Source organism: Acinetobacter pseudolwoffii (assembly GCF_002803605.1).
GTDB lineage: Bacteria > Pseudomonadota > Gammaproteobacteria > Pseudomonadales > Moraxellaceae > Acinetobacter > Acinetobacter pseudolwoffii.
The window spans coordinates 1-17135 of record NZ_PHRG01000007.1; the positions used below are offsets into that span (position 1 = coordinate 1).

Annotated in this window: 13 protein-coding genes, 4 tRNA genes and 1 rRNA gene; 4 read left to right on the forward strand and 14 right to left on the reverse strand. The window is 45.1% G+C overall.

Annotated features, from left to right (window positions below; translation table 11 throughout):
- From CWI32_RS12100 to secA, 9 genes are all read right to left on the reverse strand, one after another.
- A 16S ribosomal RNA gene (locus tag CWI32_RS12100) occupies nt 1-93 on the reverse strand; the annotation flags it as partial.
- Between the two features lie 911 nt (nt 94-1004).
- Nucleotides 1005-1081: transfer RNA gene (locus CWI32_RS12105), tRNA-Pro, on the reverse strand.
- 17 nt (nt 1082-1098) lie between these two features.
- Nucleotides 1099-1174, reverse strand: a tRNA-His gene (locus tag CWI32_RS12110).
- A gap of 33 nt (nt 1175-1207) precedes the next feature.
- A tRNA-Arg gene (locus tag CWI32_RS12115) sits at nt 1208-1284 on the reverse strand.
- 34 nt (nt 1285-1318) lie between these two features.
- A tRNA-Pro gene (locus tag CWI32_RS12120) sits at nt 1319-1395 on the reverse strand.
- Between the two features lie 151 nt (nt 1396-1546).
- Nucleotides 1547-2614, reverse strand: coding sequence for a quinolinate synthase NadA (gene nadA / locus CWI32_RS12125; RefSeq protein WP_100535399.1), 1068 nt, complete (start codon nt 2612-2614; stop codon nt 1547-1549).
- Nucleotides 2615-2766: 152 nt separating this feature from the next.
- Nucleotides 2767-3987, reverse strand: a complete 1221-nt coding sequence (gene argJ / locus CWI32_RS12130) for a bifunctional glutamate N-acetyltransferase/amino-acid acetyltransferase ArgJ (protein WP_074383508.1) — start codon at nt 3985-3987, stop codon at nt 2767-2769.
- 158 nt (nt 3988-4145) lie between these two features.
- A complete protein-coding gene (locus CWI32_RS12135) occupies nt 4146-4499 on the reverse strand; it encodes a hypothetical protein (protein ID WP_005098054.1) in 354 nt (117 codons plus the stop codon).
- Nucleotides 4500-4636: 137 nt separating this feature from the next.
- Nucleotides 4637-7363, reverse strand: a complete 2727-nt coding sequence (gene secA, locus CWI32_RS12140) for a preprotein translocase subunit SecA (RefSeq protein ID WP_005098055.1) — start codon at nt 7361-7363, stop codon at nt 4637-4639.
- 332 nt (nt 7364-7695) lie between these two features.
- Between secA and CWI32_RS12145 the strand changes: the two genes are divergently transcribed.
- Together CWI32_RS12145 and CWI32_RS12155 are read left to right on the forward strand one after the other, a co-directional pair.
- Nucleotides 7696-8337 carry a peroxiredoxin gene (locus CWI32_RS12145; protein WP_100535400.1) on the forward strand — a complete coding sequence of 214 codons (642 nt, stop codon included), beginning with the start codon at nt 7696-7698 and terminating at the stop codon, nt 8335-8337.
- A 329-nt stretch (nt 8338-8666) separates the two neighbouring features.
- Nucleotides 8667-9269 carry a dual specificity protein phosphatase family protein gene (locus tag CWI32_RS12155; protein WP_100535401.1) on the forward strand — a complete coding sequence of 201 codons (603 nt, stop codon included), beginning with the start codon at nt 8667-8669 and terminating at the stop codon, nt 9267-9269.
- Here CWI32_RS12155 and CWI32_RS12160 read toward each other — a convergent pair.
- From CWI32_RS12160 to trpA, 4 genes are read right to left on the reverse strand one after another with little or no spacing between them, the layout of a single operon-like run.
- Nucleotides 9266-10309, reverse strand: a complete 1044-nt coding sequence (locus CWI32_RS12160) for an SPOR domain-containing protein (protein ID WP_100535402.1) — start codon at nt 10307-10309, stop codon at nt 9266-9268. The two genes, CWI32_RS12155 and CWI32_RS12160, sit on opposite strands and share 4 nt — an antisense overlap.
- Complete coding sequence (gene folC, locus CWI32_RS12165) at nt 10306-11589, reverse strand: bifunctional tetrahydrofolate synthase/dihydrofolate synthase (protein ID WP_100355751.1); 1284 nt, start codon at nt 11587-11589, stop codon at nt 10306-10308. The genes CWI32_RS12160 and folC overlap by 4 nt, the downstream gene beginning before the upstream one ends.
- The gene (gene accD / locus CWI32_RS12170; protein WP_034608357.1) at nt 11586-12482 is read right to left on the reverse strand and encodes an acetyl-CoA carboxylase, carboxyltransferase subunit beta; all 897 of its coding nucleotides are present in this window, start codon (nt 12480-12482) and stop codon (nt 11586-11588) included. Before accD ends, folC begins: the two co-directional genes overlap by 4 nt.
- A 1-nt stretch (nt 12483) precedes the next feature.
- Nucleotides 12484-13284 (reverse strand): tryptophan synthase subunit alpha, encoded by an 801-nt coding sequence (gene trpA / locus CWI32_RS12175; RefSeq protein WP_005098062.1) that lies wholly within the window; start codon nt 13282-13284, stop codon nt 12484-12486.
- A gap of 365 nt (nt 13285-13649) precedes the next feature.
- On the opposite strand from trpA, the gene CWI32_RS12180 reads away from it, so the two are divergent.
- Nucleotides 13650-14984 carry a Na+/H+ antiporter NhaC family protein gene (locus tag CWI32_RS12180; protein ID WP_100535403.1) on the forward strand — a complete coding sequence of 445 codons (1335 nt, stop codon included), beginning with the start codon at nt 13650-13652 and terminating at the stop codon, nt 14982-14984.
- 48 nt (nt 14985-15032) lie between these two features.
- Here CWI32_RS12180 and CWI32_RS12185 read toward each other — a convergent pair whose 3' ends face one another.
- The gene (locus tag CWI32_RS12185; RefSeq protein WP_100535404.1) at nt 15033-16070 is read right to left on the reverse strand and encodes a helix-turn-helix transcriptional regulator; all 1038 of its coding nucleotides are present in this window, start codon (nt 16068-16070) and stop codon (nt 15033-15035) included.
- Between the two features lie 142 nt (nt 16071-16212).
- Here CWI32_RS12185 and CWI32_RS12190 point away from each other — a divergent pair, with 142 nt between their 5' ends.
- Nucleotides 16213-17091 (forward strand): metal-dependent hydrolase, encoded by an 879-nt coding sequence (locus CWI32_RS12190; RefSeq protein ID WP_100535405.1) that lies wholly within the window; start codon nt 16213-16215, stop codon nt 17089-17091.
- Nucleotides 17092-17135 lie beyond the last annotated feature (44 nt).

Here is a 17135-nt window from a genome sequence, read left to right on the forward strand (position 1 = left end):
GGTAAAGTAGCAAGCTACTTTTCCCCGCTCGACTTGCATGTGTTAAGCCTGCCGCCAGCGTTCAATCTGAGCCATGATCAAACTCTTCAGTTTAAAATCAGTAGTAGCTTAAAGGCTACCAATCTTGGCTCATCAATTTTCTGACAAATATTTCTCAAATAAACTTCGAGTCATTTCTACCATCAATCAATGAAAATAATTTCGATCGATCAACCAGTAAAAATCCACACAAGTTGTTCTTCATAATCTCTTAATGATCTTCTTGCTACTTCGTCAGCAGCAAGCTAGGTCGGCTATATTACTCTTTATTTCGAAAGAGTCAACAGGTTTAGCTGATTATTTCCAAACTTCTTCAAGACTTCCAGATTTAAACCCTTTGAGCTAAATCCTTGTTTCTCAACAAGTTTTAATCAACATCACCGCCGATGGATGTGCATTCTACAGCATTTCACACCCAACACAACCCCTATTTCTAAATAATTCAGCAAAAAACTAATGACTGTTTATTTATTCTACAAAAAATGCAGGTTTTTCTATTTCCTGAGTAAAAAATATACATTCCAAGGAGGTTTATAGTGTTTATTTACTTATAAAAGCTATTTCTGGTGGATTTCAGATTTATATTGTAATTCATCTTTTCTTTAGTAAGAAAAATATAGATATCAAGACTGATAAATTATTTATATTTCCCTTTTATATAAATGCTGAGGAACGCATACACTTCACCAAAATAAAATAGTATGAAAATGAGAATGCCTCAATATTCCCCATCCTTAAACGCATCATAATCCTTCTTCAGCAAAAGACATAAAATAAAAAACCCATCTCACCTGCATAGCTATATTGAGTGAAAAATAAATTGATATAGAGATACAAGTGATTACATAAACAATTATTAAAAAGGCGACTATAAATAATATTGTGTATTTTTTATACTTATTAAATTTTAGGCATAAAAAAACCGCTTAACGCGGTATCTTTTATCTCGACCATCTTTAAGGAGATGGTCGGAGCAGTAGGATTCGAACCTACGACCCCCTGGTCCCAAACCAGGTGCACTACCAGGCTGTGCTATGCTCCGATTTCAACTTTAAAAGTTGGGGTGAATGACGGGATTCGAACCCGCGACAACTGGAATCACAATCCAGGGCTCTACCAACTGAGCTACATCCACCATCATTTTGATTCTTAACATCAAGCGACCAAATGGCGCGCCTGACAGGATTCGAACCTGTGACCATCCGCTTAGAAGGCGGATGCTCTATCCAACTGAGCTACAAGCGCGTTACTGATGCAAACATCATTTGCCTTGAAGAATTGGTCGGAGCAGTAGGATTCGAACCTACGACCCCCTGGTCCCAAACCAGGTGCACTACCAGGCTGTGCTATGCTCCGATTCATCTCAGCTTTCGTATCGAACATCGTTCGGTACGGTGTGCATTCTAGGCGTGACGCCCGGAGACGTCAACACCTATATTTAAAAAAAACCGAAAAAACGCTTCAAGCGTTTATTTATCAATCGCTTCAGACATTTTTTATACAAATTTTAACGTTTTAGTCCGGCACTAAAGTTCAGCATGCGATCTAGAGGCAGTTTCGCTCGTTCAGCAAGTGCCGGATCGACATAGACTTCCTGATCTCTATGCTGTAACACATGCAAGATACCATCCAGCTCGTTCATGGCCATCCAAGGACAATGCGCACAAGAACGACAGGTCGCACCCTCTCCTGCGGTTGGTGCTTCAATCAGGATTTTATCCGGTACTGCCTGCTGCATTTTATAAAAAATGCCGCGATCAGTCGCCACGATTAAACGCTGATTCGGCAAAGTCTGCGCTGCTTTAATCAGTTGCGAAGTGCTACCCACTGCATCAGCAATTTCAACTACAGACATCGGTGATTCAGGATGTACCAGAACCGCAGCATCTGGATAGAGCACTTTCATATTGGCAATACCGCGTGAACGGAATTCTTCATGCACAATACAGGCGCCATCCCAGAGCAACATCTCTGCATCGGTTTTTTTCTGGATATAACGACCCAGATGCTGATCGGGTGCCCAGATAATTTTTTCGCCCAGACTGTCCAGATGTTCGATAATTTCTACTGCACAGCTTGAAGTGACTACCCAATCGGCTCGGGCTTTCACGGCCGCTGACGTGTTGGCATAAACTACTACGGTATGATCCGGGTGCGCATCGCAAAAAGCGGTAAACTCATCGACAGGACAACCTAAGTCCAGTGAACAGGTCGCTTCCAGGGTTGGCATCAGCACAGTTTTATCGGGTGAAAGAATTTTAGAGGTTTCGCCCATAAATTTCACACCCGCTACCACAAGCGTTGAAGCTGGATGGTCGCGACCAAAACGTGCCATTTCCAGAGAATCCGAAACACAACCACCGGTCAACTCAGCCAGTTCTTGCACTTCAGGATCGCAATAATAATGCGCCACCAAAACGGCATCCTGTTTTTCCAGCTCAGCCTTGATTTGTGCAAATTTGTCTAATTTTTCCTGCTGGCTCATTTGATGTTCTTGAGGAACGCCTAAACGATCTAAATGCGCCTGCACAATCGACTTTGCTTCATTGGCTATTAATTTGGTCGCACTATTCATAACAACTCTTACTCTACCCTAATTATCCGTTATGACACGGACATTTACCCTACACCCTAATCACAATTGGCAAAATGCCATTTTTGACCAGTCATTAAAAATCATAAGATATAAAAAAAGCCCCACAACGGAGGCTTTAGAAACGATCTGAATTATGAACGATAATCTGCATTAATCTTGACGTAATCATAAGACAGGTCACAGGTATAGACCGTGTCTTTCGCTGTACCACGTCCAAGATCAACACGAATCGTCATTTCAGCTTGGGCCATCACACCTGCACCAGCTGCTTCAGTATAGTCTGCCGCCGCACCACCATCTTTACAGATTTGTACATCATCTAACCAAACCTGAATTTTTGCAACGTCTAAATTCGGCACACCAGCATAACCAATCGCTGCCAGAATACGCCCCCAGTTTGGATCAGAAGCAAAAATCGCAGTTTTAACCAATGGCGAATGTGCAATGCTATAAGCCACATCACAGCATTCCTGAATATTAGCACCACCTTCTACCGCAACTGTAATAAATTTGGTGGCACCTTCACCATCACGCACAATCAGTTGCGCCAAGCGTTTCATGGTACGCATTAACACATCAAGCACGACTGCATAACGTGGATCTTCAGTCGAAGTAATTTCAGCCCCCCCGCCTTGACCTGTGGCAATCAAGATGCAGGAATCATTGGTTGAAGTATCACCATCGATGGTAATGCGGTTAAACGACACATTTACTGTTTCTGTTAATAACTGCTGAACCAGTTCACGGCTGATTGGAGCATCGGTTGCCACATAACCCAGCATAGTCGCCATATTTGGACGAATCATGCCGGCACCCTTGGAAATACCGGTCATGGTATAGGTGGCACCATCCAGCTCGAACTGCTCTGAAGCGCCTTTCGGTGTAGTATCTGTGGTCATGATTCCCGTTGCAGCATCGACCCAGGCATCATCACGCAATGAGTCTAGCGCAGGTTGTAAACCGCTGAGCAAACGCTCCATTGGCAATTGCTCGCCAATGACACCCGTAGAGAATGGTAAAACTTCAGCAGCCTGTACCCCTGCCAGTTCAGCCAGCTTGGCACAGGTGGCTTCTGCATTTGCCATGCCTGTAGGGCCGGTTCCTGCATTGGCATTGCCGGTATTGATCACCAGGTAACGCGGATTCCCTACCTGTAAATGCGCTTTAGATACATGCACAGGGGCTGCACAGAAGGCATTTTGAGTAAATACCCCTGCAACATTGGAGCCTGCAGCCAGTTCAAATATCACCAGGTCACGTCGGTTCTGATAGCGCACATAGGCTTCAGCCGAACCAATTTTAACCCCTTTCACCACATGCATCTGTGGCATAGATACGTCACCAACTGCCATTTTAAAGTCCAATATTGAAGTTTCGGAAAAATACAGCTTAGTTGATCTGCAACAAAAAATCGAGCCAAAGCCTGAGTAAGCTTGAGATTTATGATGGATTTTCACAATAAAAAACCAGTCATCAAGACTGGTTTCTGCATTTTAAAAAATCGGGGATTTTAATTTTTCGCAAGTTGCCCTGCTTCATTTAATAAAGCCTGCTTCGCTTGCTGCTGACTCGCAGCAGAAAGTGCCGGATTAGATGCCACAATACGATCTGCATTGGCCGCATTGGCCGGTGCGATCGCAGCGGTCTGCAACACAATCGGGCGATTCTGATTGGCAAAGGTATAACGAATCCCGGTACGCGGGCTGGCCACGGTCACTTGTTCATCTGTACGTTGTACTTGAGCTGTAGTAGAACCCACTGCTTGCTGAACTTTATCAAGTGTCGTGGTGGCTGCAGTTTCTGCAAAACTTAAAGCAGGCATGGCCAAAGCGGCAATCATGAGCGTTTTTAATACTTTTTTCATTCAGGTTATTCCACTTTTCGGTGTTGAATGAGCCATTAAATACCATTTAATCCGCAGGACTGCAAATAGTATTCAGTTTCTGAAAAATCTTTATACATAAAAAGTCAGAGCCATGTGGCTCTGATTTTCAATATCGCTTAGATTCTGCCATGACACTGTTTATATTTCAGGCCTGAACCACATGGACAAGGTGCATTACGGCTTGCCGGCGCTTCAAAGACTGGCGCTACCGGATTTGCCTCAGCATTTTGTTCAGTCGTATTTTCATGTTCATCTGCCAGTAAACCGTCGAACTCATCATGAGATAACTGCAAACGCATTGCCTCAGCCTGTGCCAGCTGCTGCGCTTCCATTTCAGCCAGCTCTTCAGGTGTTGGAACATGAATACGCGATAAATCTGTAACGACATCCGATTTGATGACACCCAGCATATTCACAAACAGGTTATAGGCTTCTTTTTTATATTCCTGCTCTGGATTTTTCTGTGCATAGCCACGTAAATGGATGCCCTGACGCAAGTAATCCATCGCTGCCAGATGTTCTTTCCAGTGACGATCCAGAGAATTCAGCATAAAGTGACGTTCAAGCGATGCTGCAGATTCCGCACCCATTTGTTCACGACGTGAACGGTAACGATTCAGTACTTCATCGCTAATACGCACCACCAAGGCTTCTTCATCGAGACGACGGTCCTGTTCCAGCCATTGTGCGATAGGAAGATCGAGTGACATGTCTTCACGCAAAGCCAATTCCAGACCTTCAATATCCCACTGGTCATGAATCGACTCAGGCGGAATATAATTGGCAATTACACCCTGCATCACTTCACGAATCATTTCTTCAATATAATCTTGCAGCGAATTTTCTGCCAGAATGTCATCACGCTGACTATAAATAATCTTACGCTGTTCGTTATTCACGTCATCGTATTTCAGCAAGTTCTTACGAATATCGAAGTTACGTGCTTCGACTTTACGCTGTGCATTCTCAATCGAGCGAGACACCATTTTGTGTTCAATCGCTTCATCTTCCTGCAAGCCCATGGCACGCATCATACCCACCACACGGTCACCGGCGAAAATACGCATCAAGTCATCTTCAAGCGACAGGTAGAAACGCGATACACCCGGATCCCCCTGACGGCCTGCACGACCACGCAACTGGTTATCGATACGGCGTGATTCATGACGTTCAGAACCGATAATATGCAAGCCACCCGAATCCAGAACAGATTGATGATTAACATCCCATTCCGCTTTCAGACGCGCTTCGTCATCGCTTGTCGGATTTTCAATTTTGGCCAGCAATGCTTTCCAGTTACCACCCAGCAGAATATCGGTACCACGCCCCGCCATGTTGGTGGCAATGGTTACGGCACGCGGCGCACCAGCTTGCGCAATAATATCCGCTTCACGTTCGTGCTGTTTGGCATTCAGTACTTCGTGGGTAATGCCCGCAGCTTTCAGCTTATCGGATAGAATCTCAGATGCTTCGATGGTTGCCGTACCAATCAAGATTGGCGCAACACCGGCTTCATGCACACGCTGAATTTCTTGAATAATCGCGTTATATTTGCCTTCACGATTTAAATAGATTAAATCGTTCTGGTCATCACGGATCATTGGACGATGGGTCGGAATCAGCACCACATCCAGACCATAAATTTCTTTCATTTCCGCGGCTTCAGTATCAGCGGTACCGGTCATACCCGATAATTTTTTATACAGACGGAAATAGTTCTGGAAGGTTGTGGTTGCCAGGGTCTGGTTCTCTGGTTGAATTTCCAGACCTTCTTTGGCTTCTACCGCCTGATGCAAACCTTCAGACCAGCGACGGCCCGGCATGGTACGACCGGTATTTTCATCGACGATAATCACTTCACCATCATTGATGATGTATTGCACGTTACGTTGATATAAATAATGGGCACGAATTGCCGCAGTCACATGATGCAACAGATTCAGGTTCGACGCTGAATACAAGCTCTCGCCTTCAGCCAGCAAGCCCATTTCAATCAGTTCACTTTCAATGGTTTCAAAACCCACTTCAGTGATTTCAACTGAACGCTGTTTTTCATCAATCCAGAAGTGACCACCATCCGGCACTTTCTCTTCTTTCTGTGCCTGTAATTTTGGTGGAATATTATTGATGGCTGCATAAAGCTGTGAAGAATCTTCACTTTGACCGGAAATAATCAGCGGAGTACGTGCTTCATCAATCAGGATCGAATCGACCTCATCAATAATCGCATAGGTTAAACCACGCTGCTTTTTCTCAGCCAGCGAGAACACCATGTTGTCACGCAGGTAATCAAAGCCAAATTCGTTATTGGTACCGTAGGTAATATCGGCACGATAAGCTTCCGCTTTTTCCATCGGATTTTGCATGGAATAAATAATCCCGATGCTTAAACCCAAAAATTCAAATAATGGACGGTTGAGCTCGGCATCACGTTGTGCCAGGTAATCGTTCACGGTAATGACATGCACACCCTGACCGCTGATGGCATTCAGGTAACAGGCCAAGGTACCCATCAGGGTTTTACCCTCACCGGTACGCATCTCTGCAATTTTACCTTCGTGCAAGGTAATACCACCGATCAGCTGCACGTCATAATGACGCATGCCCATGACCCGCTTGGCGGCTTCACGACAGACTGCAAATGCTTCAGGCAATAATTTATCGAGGTTTTCACCCTTATTATATCGTTGTTTGAATTCTTCAGTTTTTGCAGATAAGTCTGCATCGCTAAGGGTAGATATCGTCGGCTCGAGCACATTAATCTTGTCTACGATTTTACGCATGCGTTTGAGTTCGCGCTCATTTTTGGTACCGAAGATTCCTCCGATCAGACTTGCCAACATGAATAGACTCTCTAAATCTTGCTTGTCAAATGAATATGTTCTTAGTCGTTATTATGGTGCTAGAAATTTGAACTACAAGGGTTTTGCTATAAAACCGCTGAAAAAAATCTGATCCTGAGTTCTAGCCCCGAGATCTAAGGCAAAGTAATGTAGCAAACTTTAGCTGTGCAATATAGTCAATTAGACGACTGATTTGTTTGATTCTAGATAGATAAAACAAATGACTTATGTAATTTATTCATAAAGAAAGCTAAAAACACTATTTTTAATCATAAAAAAATTAGTTCATATTAAATCTCATCTCTACATTAAAAGACCAATTGAGGCAAAAGATGAGTTTACGTCTAGGCGACACCGCACCGAATTTTGAACAGCAATCCAGTAAAGGCCTGATTAATTTTTATGATTTTCTGGGCGATAGCTGGGGCATTTTATTTTCACATCCGGCGGACTATACGCCGGTATGTACCACTGAACTTGGCTATACCGCAAAGCTGAAGGATGAATTTGAAAAACGTGGTGTCAAAGCCATTGCCTTATCGGTTGATGATGTTGAATCACATAAGGGCTGGATTAAAGATATCAATGAAACCCAGAACACCACGGTGAATTTTCCGATCATTGCCGATCAGGATCGCAAAGTTTCCGAGCTGTATGACTTTATTCATCCGAATGCCAGCGAAACGCTTACAGTTCGTTCTTTAGTGGTCATCGATCCCAACAAAAAAGTCCGTTTGATTATTACTTATCCTGCATCGACGGGTCGTAATTTCCATGAAATCTTGCGTGTGGTGGATTCATTGCAACTCACCGACAGCCATAAAGTCGCAACACCGGCCAATTGGCAGCATGGCGATGATGTGGTGATTGTGCCTTCCCTAAAAGATGAGACTGAAATTGCACAACGTTTTCCTAAAGGGTATACCGCGGTCACGCCTTACCTGCGCTTAACGCCACATCCTGAGCAAGGATAAGCAGAGCAACGCTCTGCCCTTGCGCAAGGTGAGAAGCTATGCTTCGAGCAACAAATTAAAAGGACTCCTTTTTAATTTTGCGCAAGACAAGCGAAGCGCGTAGTTATAAATAAAGCTTTGCTGTAGTGGTTCGCAAGACAAGCAAAGTAAAAGATAAGAGAAACTCTATTTTCCAGATTTTATGCTTTATCGAATACGACATCGAATAGGACATTGACGTGCCACGGATTCGATTTGTTGATACAGCCTGTCTTTGGATAGGCTTTTTATATTCAAAACCTGATATCCACTTTAAACTTGAAATAACAAAAACAACATCTATGCTCTGTATGAAAATCTGCATATTTCCAATCCTGATGAGCTGCCTCCTGACAGCTTGCATGACTACACCCACTCTGCCTGAACATCAACGTCCTCAGCATTGGGGACAGCCCATTCATCAGGATCATAATTTTCATCAAATCGGCGATTTTGTCTATCGTAGTGAACAGCCTTCAACTGAACTCATTCCTTTATTAAAACAGCATCAAATCGATGTAGTTATTAATTTACGTTCGCGAGATCAAGACAGCATCGTTTTGAGCAATGAAAAATTTCAGTTGCATCATGTACCCATACATACCTGGGCAATTGATCGGAAAGATTTATTGAAAATTATGCTACTGATTCAGCAAGCACAACAAAATCATCAAAAGGTGCTCCTGCATTGTTATCACGGTTCAGACCGAACCGGTGCCAGTGTCGCCATGTACCGGATTATTTTTGAACATTGGCCGATTGAGCAGGCGCTACAGGAAATGAAACATGGCGGTTATGGCTTTCATGCCATTTGGCGTAATATCGAAAATCTATTCACCCCTGAAAATGTAAAATGGATTCGCGAGCAACTCACGAATCCATCTACAGAAACTTTGGTTAATACAAAGAATTAACGCTTATCCAGTGGCACCCAATCATTCACCCAAGCTGATTTCATATTCAGGCTGGCATCAGACGCAATTTTCTTACGAAGTGCATCCGCAGTCTCACGGTCTTTGGATGGCCCCACCATGATGCGTACACCTTTAGAAGTTGAGCTTTTGGTTACTTTGTAACCTTTGGCACGCAGTTTGGCTGCTACAGCATCTGCATTGGCCTCATTTGCGGCCAGTGCCACCTGCACCATCCATTGCTTGTCCTCTTCACCTTCCAGTAACTTACGCGCCTGTTCAGCTTCTGCTTTCTTCTTGGCTTCTTCGGCAGCAGCCTTTTTCTTGGCTTCTTCAGCTTTACGCTTTTCGTCGGCTTTACGTTTTTCCTCAGCAGCTTTACGTTCAGCTTCTTTCTTTTCAGCAGCCTTACGCTCTTCCTCGGTTTTACGTTTTGCTTCAGCCGCCTTACGTTCTGCTTCGGCTTTTTGCTGTTGCTCTAACTTGCGTTTTTCTTCAGCAGCTTTGCTTTCAGCCGCTTTACGCTCTGCTTCTTTCTTGGCTGCATCAGTAGAACTATTGGCTTTTTGTTGTACCAGCTGCTGCTGGGCTAACTTTTTTTCTTGCACCGCTTTTTCTTCAGCCAGACGTTTCTGCTTGACCTGTTCGTCTTCAACCAGTTCTGGTGGAATATTATCGGAACTTTGCTGTCCCAGGCGGTGTGCATTCAGGGCAGCATATTCTTCAGCCGCTTTACGCGCAGCATCTGCTTCAGCCTGCTGTTGCATCGCTAAAAATTCGGCCGCACGCGCCTCCTGTTCTGCAACCGCTTTTTCGCGATCACGGCGTTGCTGTTCAAGTAAACGCTTTTCTGTTTCGACATCGACCGTCAAAGAACCGAGCGAATGATTCACTGCATCCTTAGTTTCCACTTCCGCAACCTGTGCCGGTTTCTGCTGACGGTCCTGCTTGATTTCATCTTGACCTTTCAGGAGTAATGCTGCCAATAAAACACCACCACCGAGTAAAACAACACCGCCCATCCAGCGCTGTTTGTTATTCATTGACATTCTTCCAAATACTCCCATACCGCTTCTAAGGTATGAAATGATCCACATACCAAAATCAGCTGATTATTATCTGTTTGATCCAGTGCTGATTTAAAAGCTAATTTCACATTGTCAAATTGTTCTACCGCCTCACCGCCTAGAGCTTCAGCCAAAACTGTGAGCTCTGCCGCACGTGGGACGGATAATGGTGCAATTTTCCACAATTGAACCGTGTCTTTCAATAACTTGGTGACAGAATTTATATCTTTATCTGCCAACATTGAAAACACACAAACGATATTTTTATAGTTTTGATTGTAATTTAAATAGTTTCGCAACTGTTTCAGCAGAAACTCGACCCCATGCGGATTATGTCCGGCATCAAAAATCACGGTTTTATTCTGGATTTGACAGACTTCAAAACGTCCCGGCAACTTTGCCGTTTGAATCCCTTGTGCAATCGCCTGCTGACTGACGTTTAATCCGCTCAGCAGAATGGTAGCCACAGCGGTAGAAATATTATCTAGCGCCAGTGAACCTGTTGGGAGTTTTAAGGTCGTACCTGAAGAAGCAAATGCCCAGCTTTGCCCATCTTCAAAGGCTTCATAGAAATAATCACGATTCACCGCATATAGGGGCGCGTTGCATTGCTGAGTTTTATCTAAAATGGCTTGTGGAATCTGTTGCTGTCCACCAAACACCACCGGAATATTCGGCCGGATAATTCCGGCTTTTTCAAAGGCAATTTTCTCGATGCTATCACCGAGCCAATCGGTATGATCCAGACCAATATTGGTAATCACTGCTACATCCGGATTAACCACATTGACCACATCCAGACGACCGCCCAGACCGACTTCCAGCACCCAGACATCACATAACTGATCTTTAAAAATCACAAAAGCGGCCAAAGTGGTCGCTTCAAAGAAAGACAGGCTCAAATCACATTCGCGACGAGCCTGGTCCACCTGAACAAAAGCATCCACCAACAACTGATCTTCAACTTCAATGCCGCGCAATTTTACCCGCTCATTGAAACGGTACACGTGTGGAGATTGATACAGCCCGACCTTGAAGCCTTGTGCATTCAAAATCGCAGCCAGTGTGGTGGTGGTTGACCCCTTACCATTGGTTCCAGCCACCGTCAGCACTTTGGCCGCCGGACGTGTCACACCGAGCTTTTCAGCCACCGGAATAACCCGTTCCAGACCTAAATCAATACCCGTAACGTGAACATGGCTCCAATAATCGAGCCATGTACTTAAAGAATCTGTTGCTAGCGGTGCTGTGTTCAATGCAGGTTCATCAATTTCGTAACAATACGGTAAACTGTATCACGTAATGCGTGACGGTGAACAATCTGATCGATTACCCCATGATCAAGCAAATATTCCGCGCGCTGGAACGGTTCTTCCAGTTTTTCACGGACAGTTTGTTCGATCACTCGTTTACCGGCAAAGCCAATCATCGCCTTCGGTTCAGCCAGATGTACATCACCCAGCATCGCCAATGATGCAGTGACACCACCGTATACCGGATGCGTCAATACCACCACATAAGGCAGGCCTGCTTCTTTTAAACGCTGGATAGCAGCCGAAGTACGTGCCATTTGCATCAAGGACAACATGCCTTCCTGCATACGTGCACCGCCTGAAGCAGCAAAGCAGATCAAGGGCTGACGGGCTTCAATCGCACGCTCTGCCGCCTGAACAAAACGGTCACCGACCACTGTCCCCATAGAGCCGCCCATGAAATCGAATTCAAATGCACAGGCAATCATTGGGACATCTTTTAGCAGGCCTTGAATCACGACCAACGCTTCGGTTTCGCCGGTTTTCTTTTGCGCTTCTGCCATACGCTCTGGATAAGCTTTGCTATCGACAAACTTTAACGGATCTTTAGCCTTAAACTCCTGACCCAGTTCAGTCTGTACCTGGTCAAAGAACCAGTTCAGGCGATCACGGGCTTTCATGCGTAAATGCTCATCACACTGCGGACAAACATAGGCATTGAATGACATCGCGGTACGGGTCACCAAAGCATGACATTCAGGACACTCGACCGTAGGCTCGGTAAATGTCGCTTTGTAGATCGTTTGCTCATCAGGTACATGAATGCCTGGAACAATGCGTTCCGTCCATGGGGTCGATGGGCTCAGAATTTTGCCTGATTTCACGGGTTGACTCATACTATAACTCATCGAGCGCTGCTCGAAGCTCCTTGACTTTATTCACCGTCGCAATAACGGCTTGTTCTGGTGCAAGCGTTGCAAACTGCTTTACAAACGCACTTCCCACAATAACTGCATCGGCAGCAACACCCATCGCTTTCGCAGATGCAGCATCGCTGATACCGAAACCTACGCCTACAGGAACATCAGTCACAGCTTTAATCTTTTGAATGCGGGCAGCGGCTTCAGAGACATCTAAAGTTGCTGCACCGGTCACGCCTTTCAAGGATACATAGTAGATAAAGCCAGTGGCCTGTTTCGCTACGTGTTGAATACGTGCATCGGTTGAAGTGGGTGCCAGCAGGAAAATCTGATCCATGTCATATTTTTCCAGTACTTCACCCAGACTTTGTGCTTCCTCTGGCGGTAAGTCCACCAGCAGCACGCCATCTACTCCACATTCGTAAGCATAAGCCACAAACTTTTCATAGCCAATCACTTCGACCGGATTCAGATAACCCATCAGCACCACAGGTGTTTCGCGATCTTTCAAGCGAAATTCTTTCACCATGTGCAGTGCGTCCAAAGTATTGGTTCCGCCTGCCAGCGCACGTTCAGCCGCTAAAGCAATTACGGGACCATCTGCCATCGGGTCGGAGAAAGGAAGACCCAGCTCAATCACATCGACACCCGCCTCTACCATTGCATGGAGCAAAGGTACAGTGACCTCTGGATGCGGATCACCAGCCATCACATAAGAAACTAAAGCTTTACGCTGTTGAGATTTAAGTTGTTCAAATCGTGTGGCTAAACGTGACATAGGGCTGAGCTTTCCTTAACGTGTTTCAAACTTGAGGCATTGACTATGTAAAAATACAAGACGTCGCATTGTAACGCTATTTTTTGTCCAATGAACAGTCTGCGATACCGACCTCGAGTATTTCATTTCCTGTACGAAGATTTCAAAACAATTCGGAAGGGTCTATTTACGATTATTTTGATTTTTTTCACAATGATCAAAGATGCCTAATTTTGCTATTAGCCAAAATCCTGAATATTTAGATAAACTTATTTTTATCATGCAAAAATTAATAAAAATGCAGATGTTAGCGCATTCATTTAAAGTTTTCTGAAATTGCAAAACCTGCTTTATACTAGTCCTATTCTCTTACTTTTTTATCTCCTATGCAGACTGATTCTGAGGCTACAGTGCAGGCACGCGCCATTGCACTGCTGCCGCTTATTGTATTTTTAACCCTATTTTTGGGTAGCGGGATCTATCATTCCCTGATTGGAACCGAATTTGCGTTCTATCAGGTGAAAGCGCCTGTTGCTGCCCTGCCTGCGATTATTTTGGCTGCATTGGTGTATCGCGGCAAACTCAATCAGGGCATTGAAGCCTTTCTAAAAGGGGCCAGTCATCCGAACTTAATTTTGATGTTTATGGTGTTTATGCTGGCCGGTGCCTTTGCCAGTGTCAGCAGTGCGATTGGCAGTGTGGATGCCACGGTACAACTGGGCCTGTCGATTATTCCGCCTGAATTTATCTTGCCGATGCTGTTTATCATCTCGGCATTTATTGCCACGGCGATGGGCACCTCCATGGGCACCATTGCAGCTTGTGCCCCGATTGCCTTTGGTTTTACCCAGGTCACCGATATTAATGTGATCTACGCCATTGGTGCAGTCGTAGGCGGTGCCATGTTCGGTGACAACCTTTCCATGATTTCAGATACCACCATTGCAGCCACCACCAGCCAGCGGGTGCAATTACGTGACAAGTTTAAAGTCAATGTCTGGATTGCTGTACCGGCCTCTATCAGCACCATTGTGATTTATATTTTAAGTACAGGCAGCTCCAGCCCCGTAGAATATAAAGATTTTAACTGGTTACTGGTCTTACCTTATATTGCGGTCTTTGTTTTGGCTTTTAGTCGCCTGCATGTCCTCGCAGTACTGACCATTGGTGTTTTGCTTTCGGGTCTGTTCGGTCTGTTTGCGACGCCTAAATTTAACCTGCTCAAGCTGAATACTTCGATTTATGACGGCTTTGTCGGCATGTTTGAAGTGGCATTACTGTCCATGTTTCTGGGGGGTCTGTCAGCGATCATGCAACGTGAAGGTGGTTTACGCTGGCTAATCGAGCGCATTTATAGCCTGACCCGTCTGTTTAAAGTTGGGCAGCAAAGGGCCGGCGAAATCGGGATCAGCTTTCTGGTGGTATTTTCAAATATCTTTGTGGCCAATAATACCGTCGCAATTATTCTGTCGGGTGATATGGCACGTGAAGTCGCCAAAGAATACGGCGTGGATCCCAAGCGTTCTGCAGCACTGATGGATATTTTCTCCTGCGTGGTACAAGGTCTGATTCCTTATGGTGCACAGTTGCTCCTCGCCTGCTCGATTGCAAAAATCTCACCGGTTGAACTGATTGGCGGCTTGTACTATTGCTGGATTCTGGCCATCTTCGCAATTGCTGCGATTGCGTTGAGATTCCCCAACCTTAAAGCAACCGCTTAATCTCTGTATCATCCTCACATCAAAAAGCGATCTGATTGGGTCGCTTTTTTATTGCTGTGCATGCTTTAACTGTTTCTTGCGCTGGAACAAAGTCTGTCCGGTGGCTGCTTTATAGGCGCGGGCCAAGGCCGACTGGTCGGAATAATCCAGCGCTTCAGCAATCTCGCTCAGACTAAGCCCCTGCTGTAACAAAATCTCACAGCGTTTGATGCGCTGCTGTTGCAGCAGTTTTTTAAATGAGGTGCCATGGGTGCTGAACAAGCGCTGCAAGCTTCGGGTCGACATCCACAACTGACGGGCAAGCTGCTCAATTTTGATCGCCTGTTGCCTGGTTCGCAACTGTTCGGCAATGATTTGCTGTGCTTGCTGCAAGGTATTTTCAACAGGTACTTTTGCTGCAATCGCCTGTTCCGCCTGAAGAGTCAGCAACTGCAATAATATGGGGTCAGCATGCTCAGACCCATGAGCTAACCCCTGTACATCCAGTTCCAGAGCATAATAATCTTGAGAAAACTGAACCTCACAGGCAAAGAATTTTTGATAATGCATTTGTGCCATTTCAGCTGCATGAGCCAGTCGTACACAACGCAATAAAAGTGGCTGCTCTTGCAAAATAACCCGTCCCAGTTGCACCATTGCTGCCATGGTGAGCTCATTTAACAAATTATATTTTTCATCTAAATAGCCCCAATAGAGTTCCATACTGTGTTCATGCTGCTTCAACTGTAAAGGCACGAATTCACTGCCATCAATCACCAGCCGCTGAAAGCGCATGCTATAGCCGATCATTTCCGCGACACTACTGCTACGTGAAACCATATAACCCAGTACACCAAAATGCTCAGGACGAATGACCTGCACGATTTCAAAAATCAGCTGCGGACAGTTCAGATGTTGCCGAGTAGTTAAAATAATATGATTCAACAATTCCAAAGGTACTTGTGTATCAAAAGGCTGATCGATGAGGGTCACAAGCGAGTCACGCACATCTTGCAGAAAGTCGGCAGTTAAGGGTTCAATCCCCACATCACGCAAATAAGTCGCCCAGAGCTGAAGATAACCATTGGATATTTTTATGTCTTGCATGTGCGATTCTCGCTGGCAGCTCTAATCTGACCAGTTTTATTTTCATTTGGCATAAAATGTATAAAAATTGGCAAGCTCTGTCAAAACAATGGCGAGATTCGCCGACATACTGTCAGCATCGTCACAAAAAAGAATCTACAAGATGAACGCCATATTAAAATCCGCCCTACAGCCTGTGGTTCGCACCCAACTTGATTTTAAACTGGATGAAATTCCACGTTACTGGTTCGGCGGCGATCCCTTTATGACACGCATGTTCGATGCCCTGAGCCTGACCTTTCCAGACGGCGAGCGCTATTTTATTCAGAGTGTCCGCCTGTTCCGCGATCAGATCCAGGACCCGGAGCTGCAACAACGTGTCGCGGATTTTATCAGCCAGGAAGCCCAGCACGGCATCGCGCATGACAAAATGAATCAGTTGATGCGCGAGCAAGGCATGCCTGTAGACCAATTTATTGAACGTTTAAATAAAATTTTCAATTATGATCTGAAGCACCGCTCACCCCAGTTTAATATTGCCATTACCGCTGCGGCAGAGCATTTAACGGCGCTTATGGCAGAAACTTTTTATGGACAAAAACAGACCCTGAAAGATGCCCATCCTTTTGTACGGGCATTATTGGCCTGGCATGCCATTGAGGAAATGGAACACCGCGATGTAGCTTTTGATGTGATGAAAAATGTGGCTAAAACCCCAGAATTTACCCGTCGAGCCACCTTAGTCAGCACGACCATTTTAATGTTTAGTTTTACCGTCTACCGTGCCAATGTCATGCTGAAACATGATGGCTTTAGCCTCTTGCAACGCTTGCAGATGAATATCAAGAGCTTACCCTGGTTTTTTGGCCCAAATGGCACATTGACCCGAATGGGCAAACAGTATCGAGACTGGTTTAAAAAAGACTTTCATCCGAGTCAGCACCCAGTGATTGCCCAATACGAGGTCTGGATCAACACCCTAAATGAAACCGGCGATCCGATTCAAGCCGGTGAAGCCTTCTGGCAGGCCGCGAAAGACTAAACGTGAGCATCGCTTAAATCAAAAAACCTTCATTAACTTGAAGG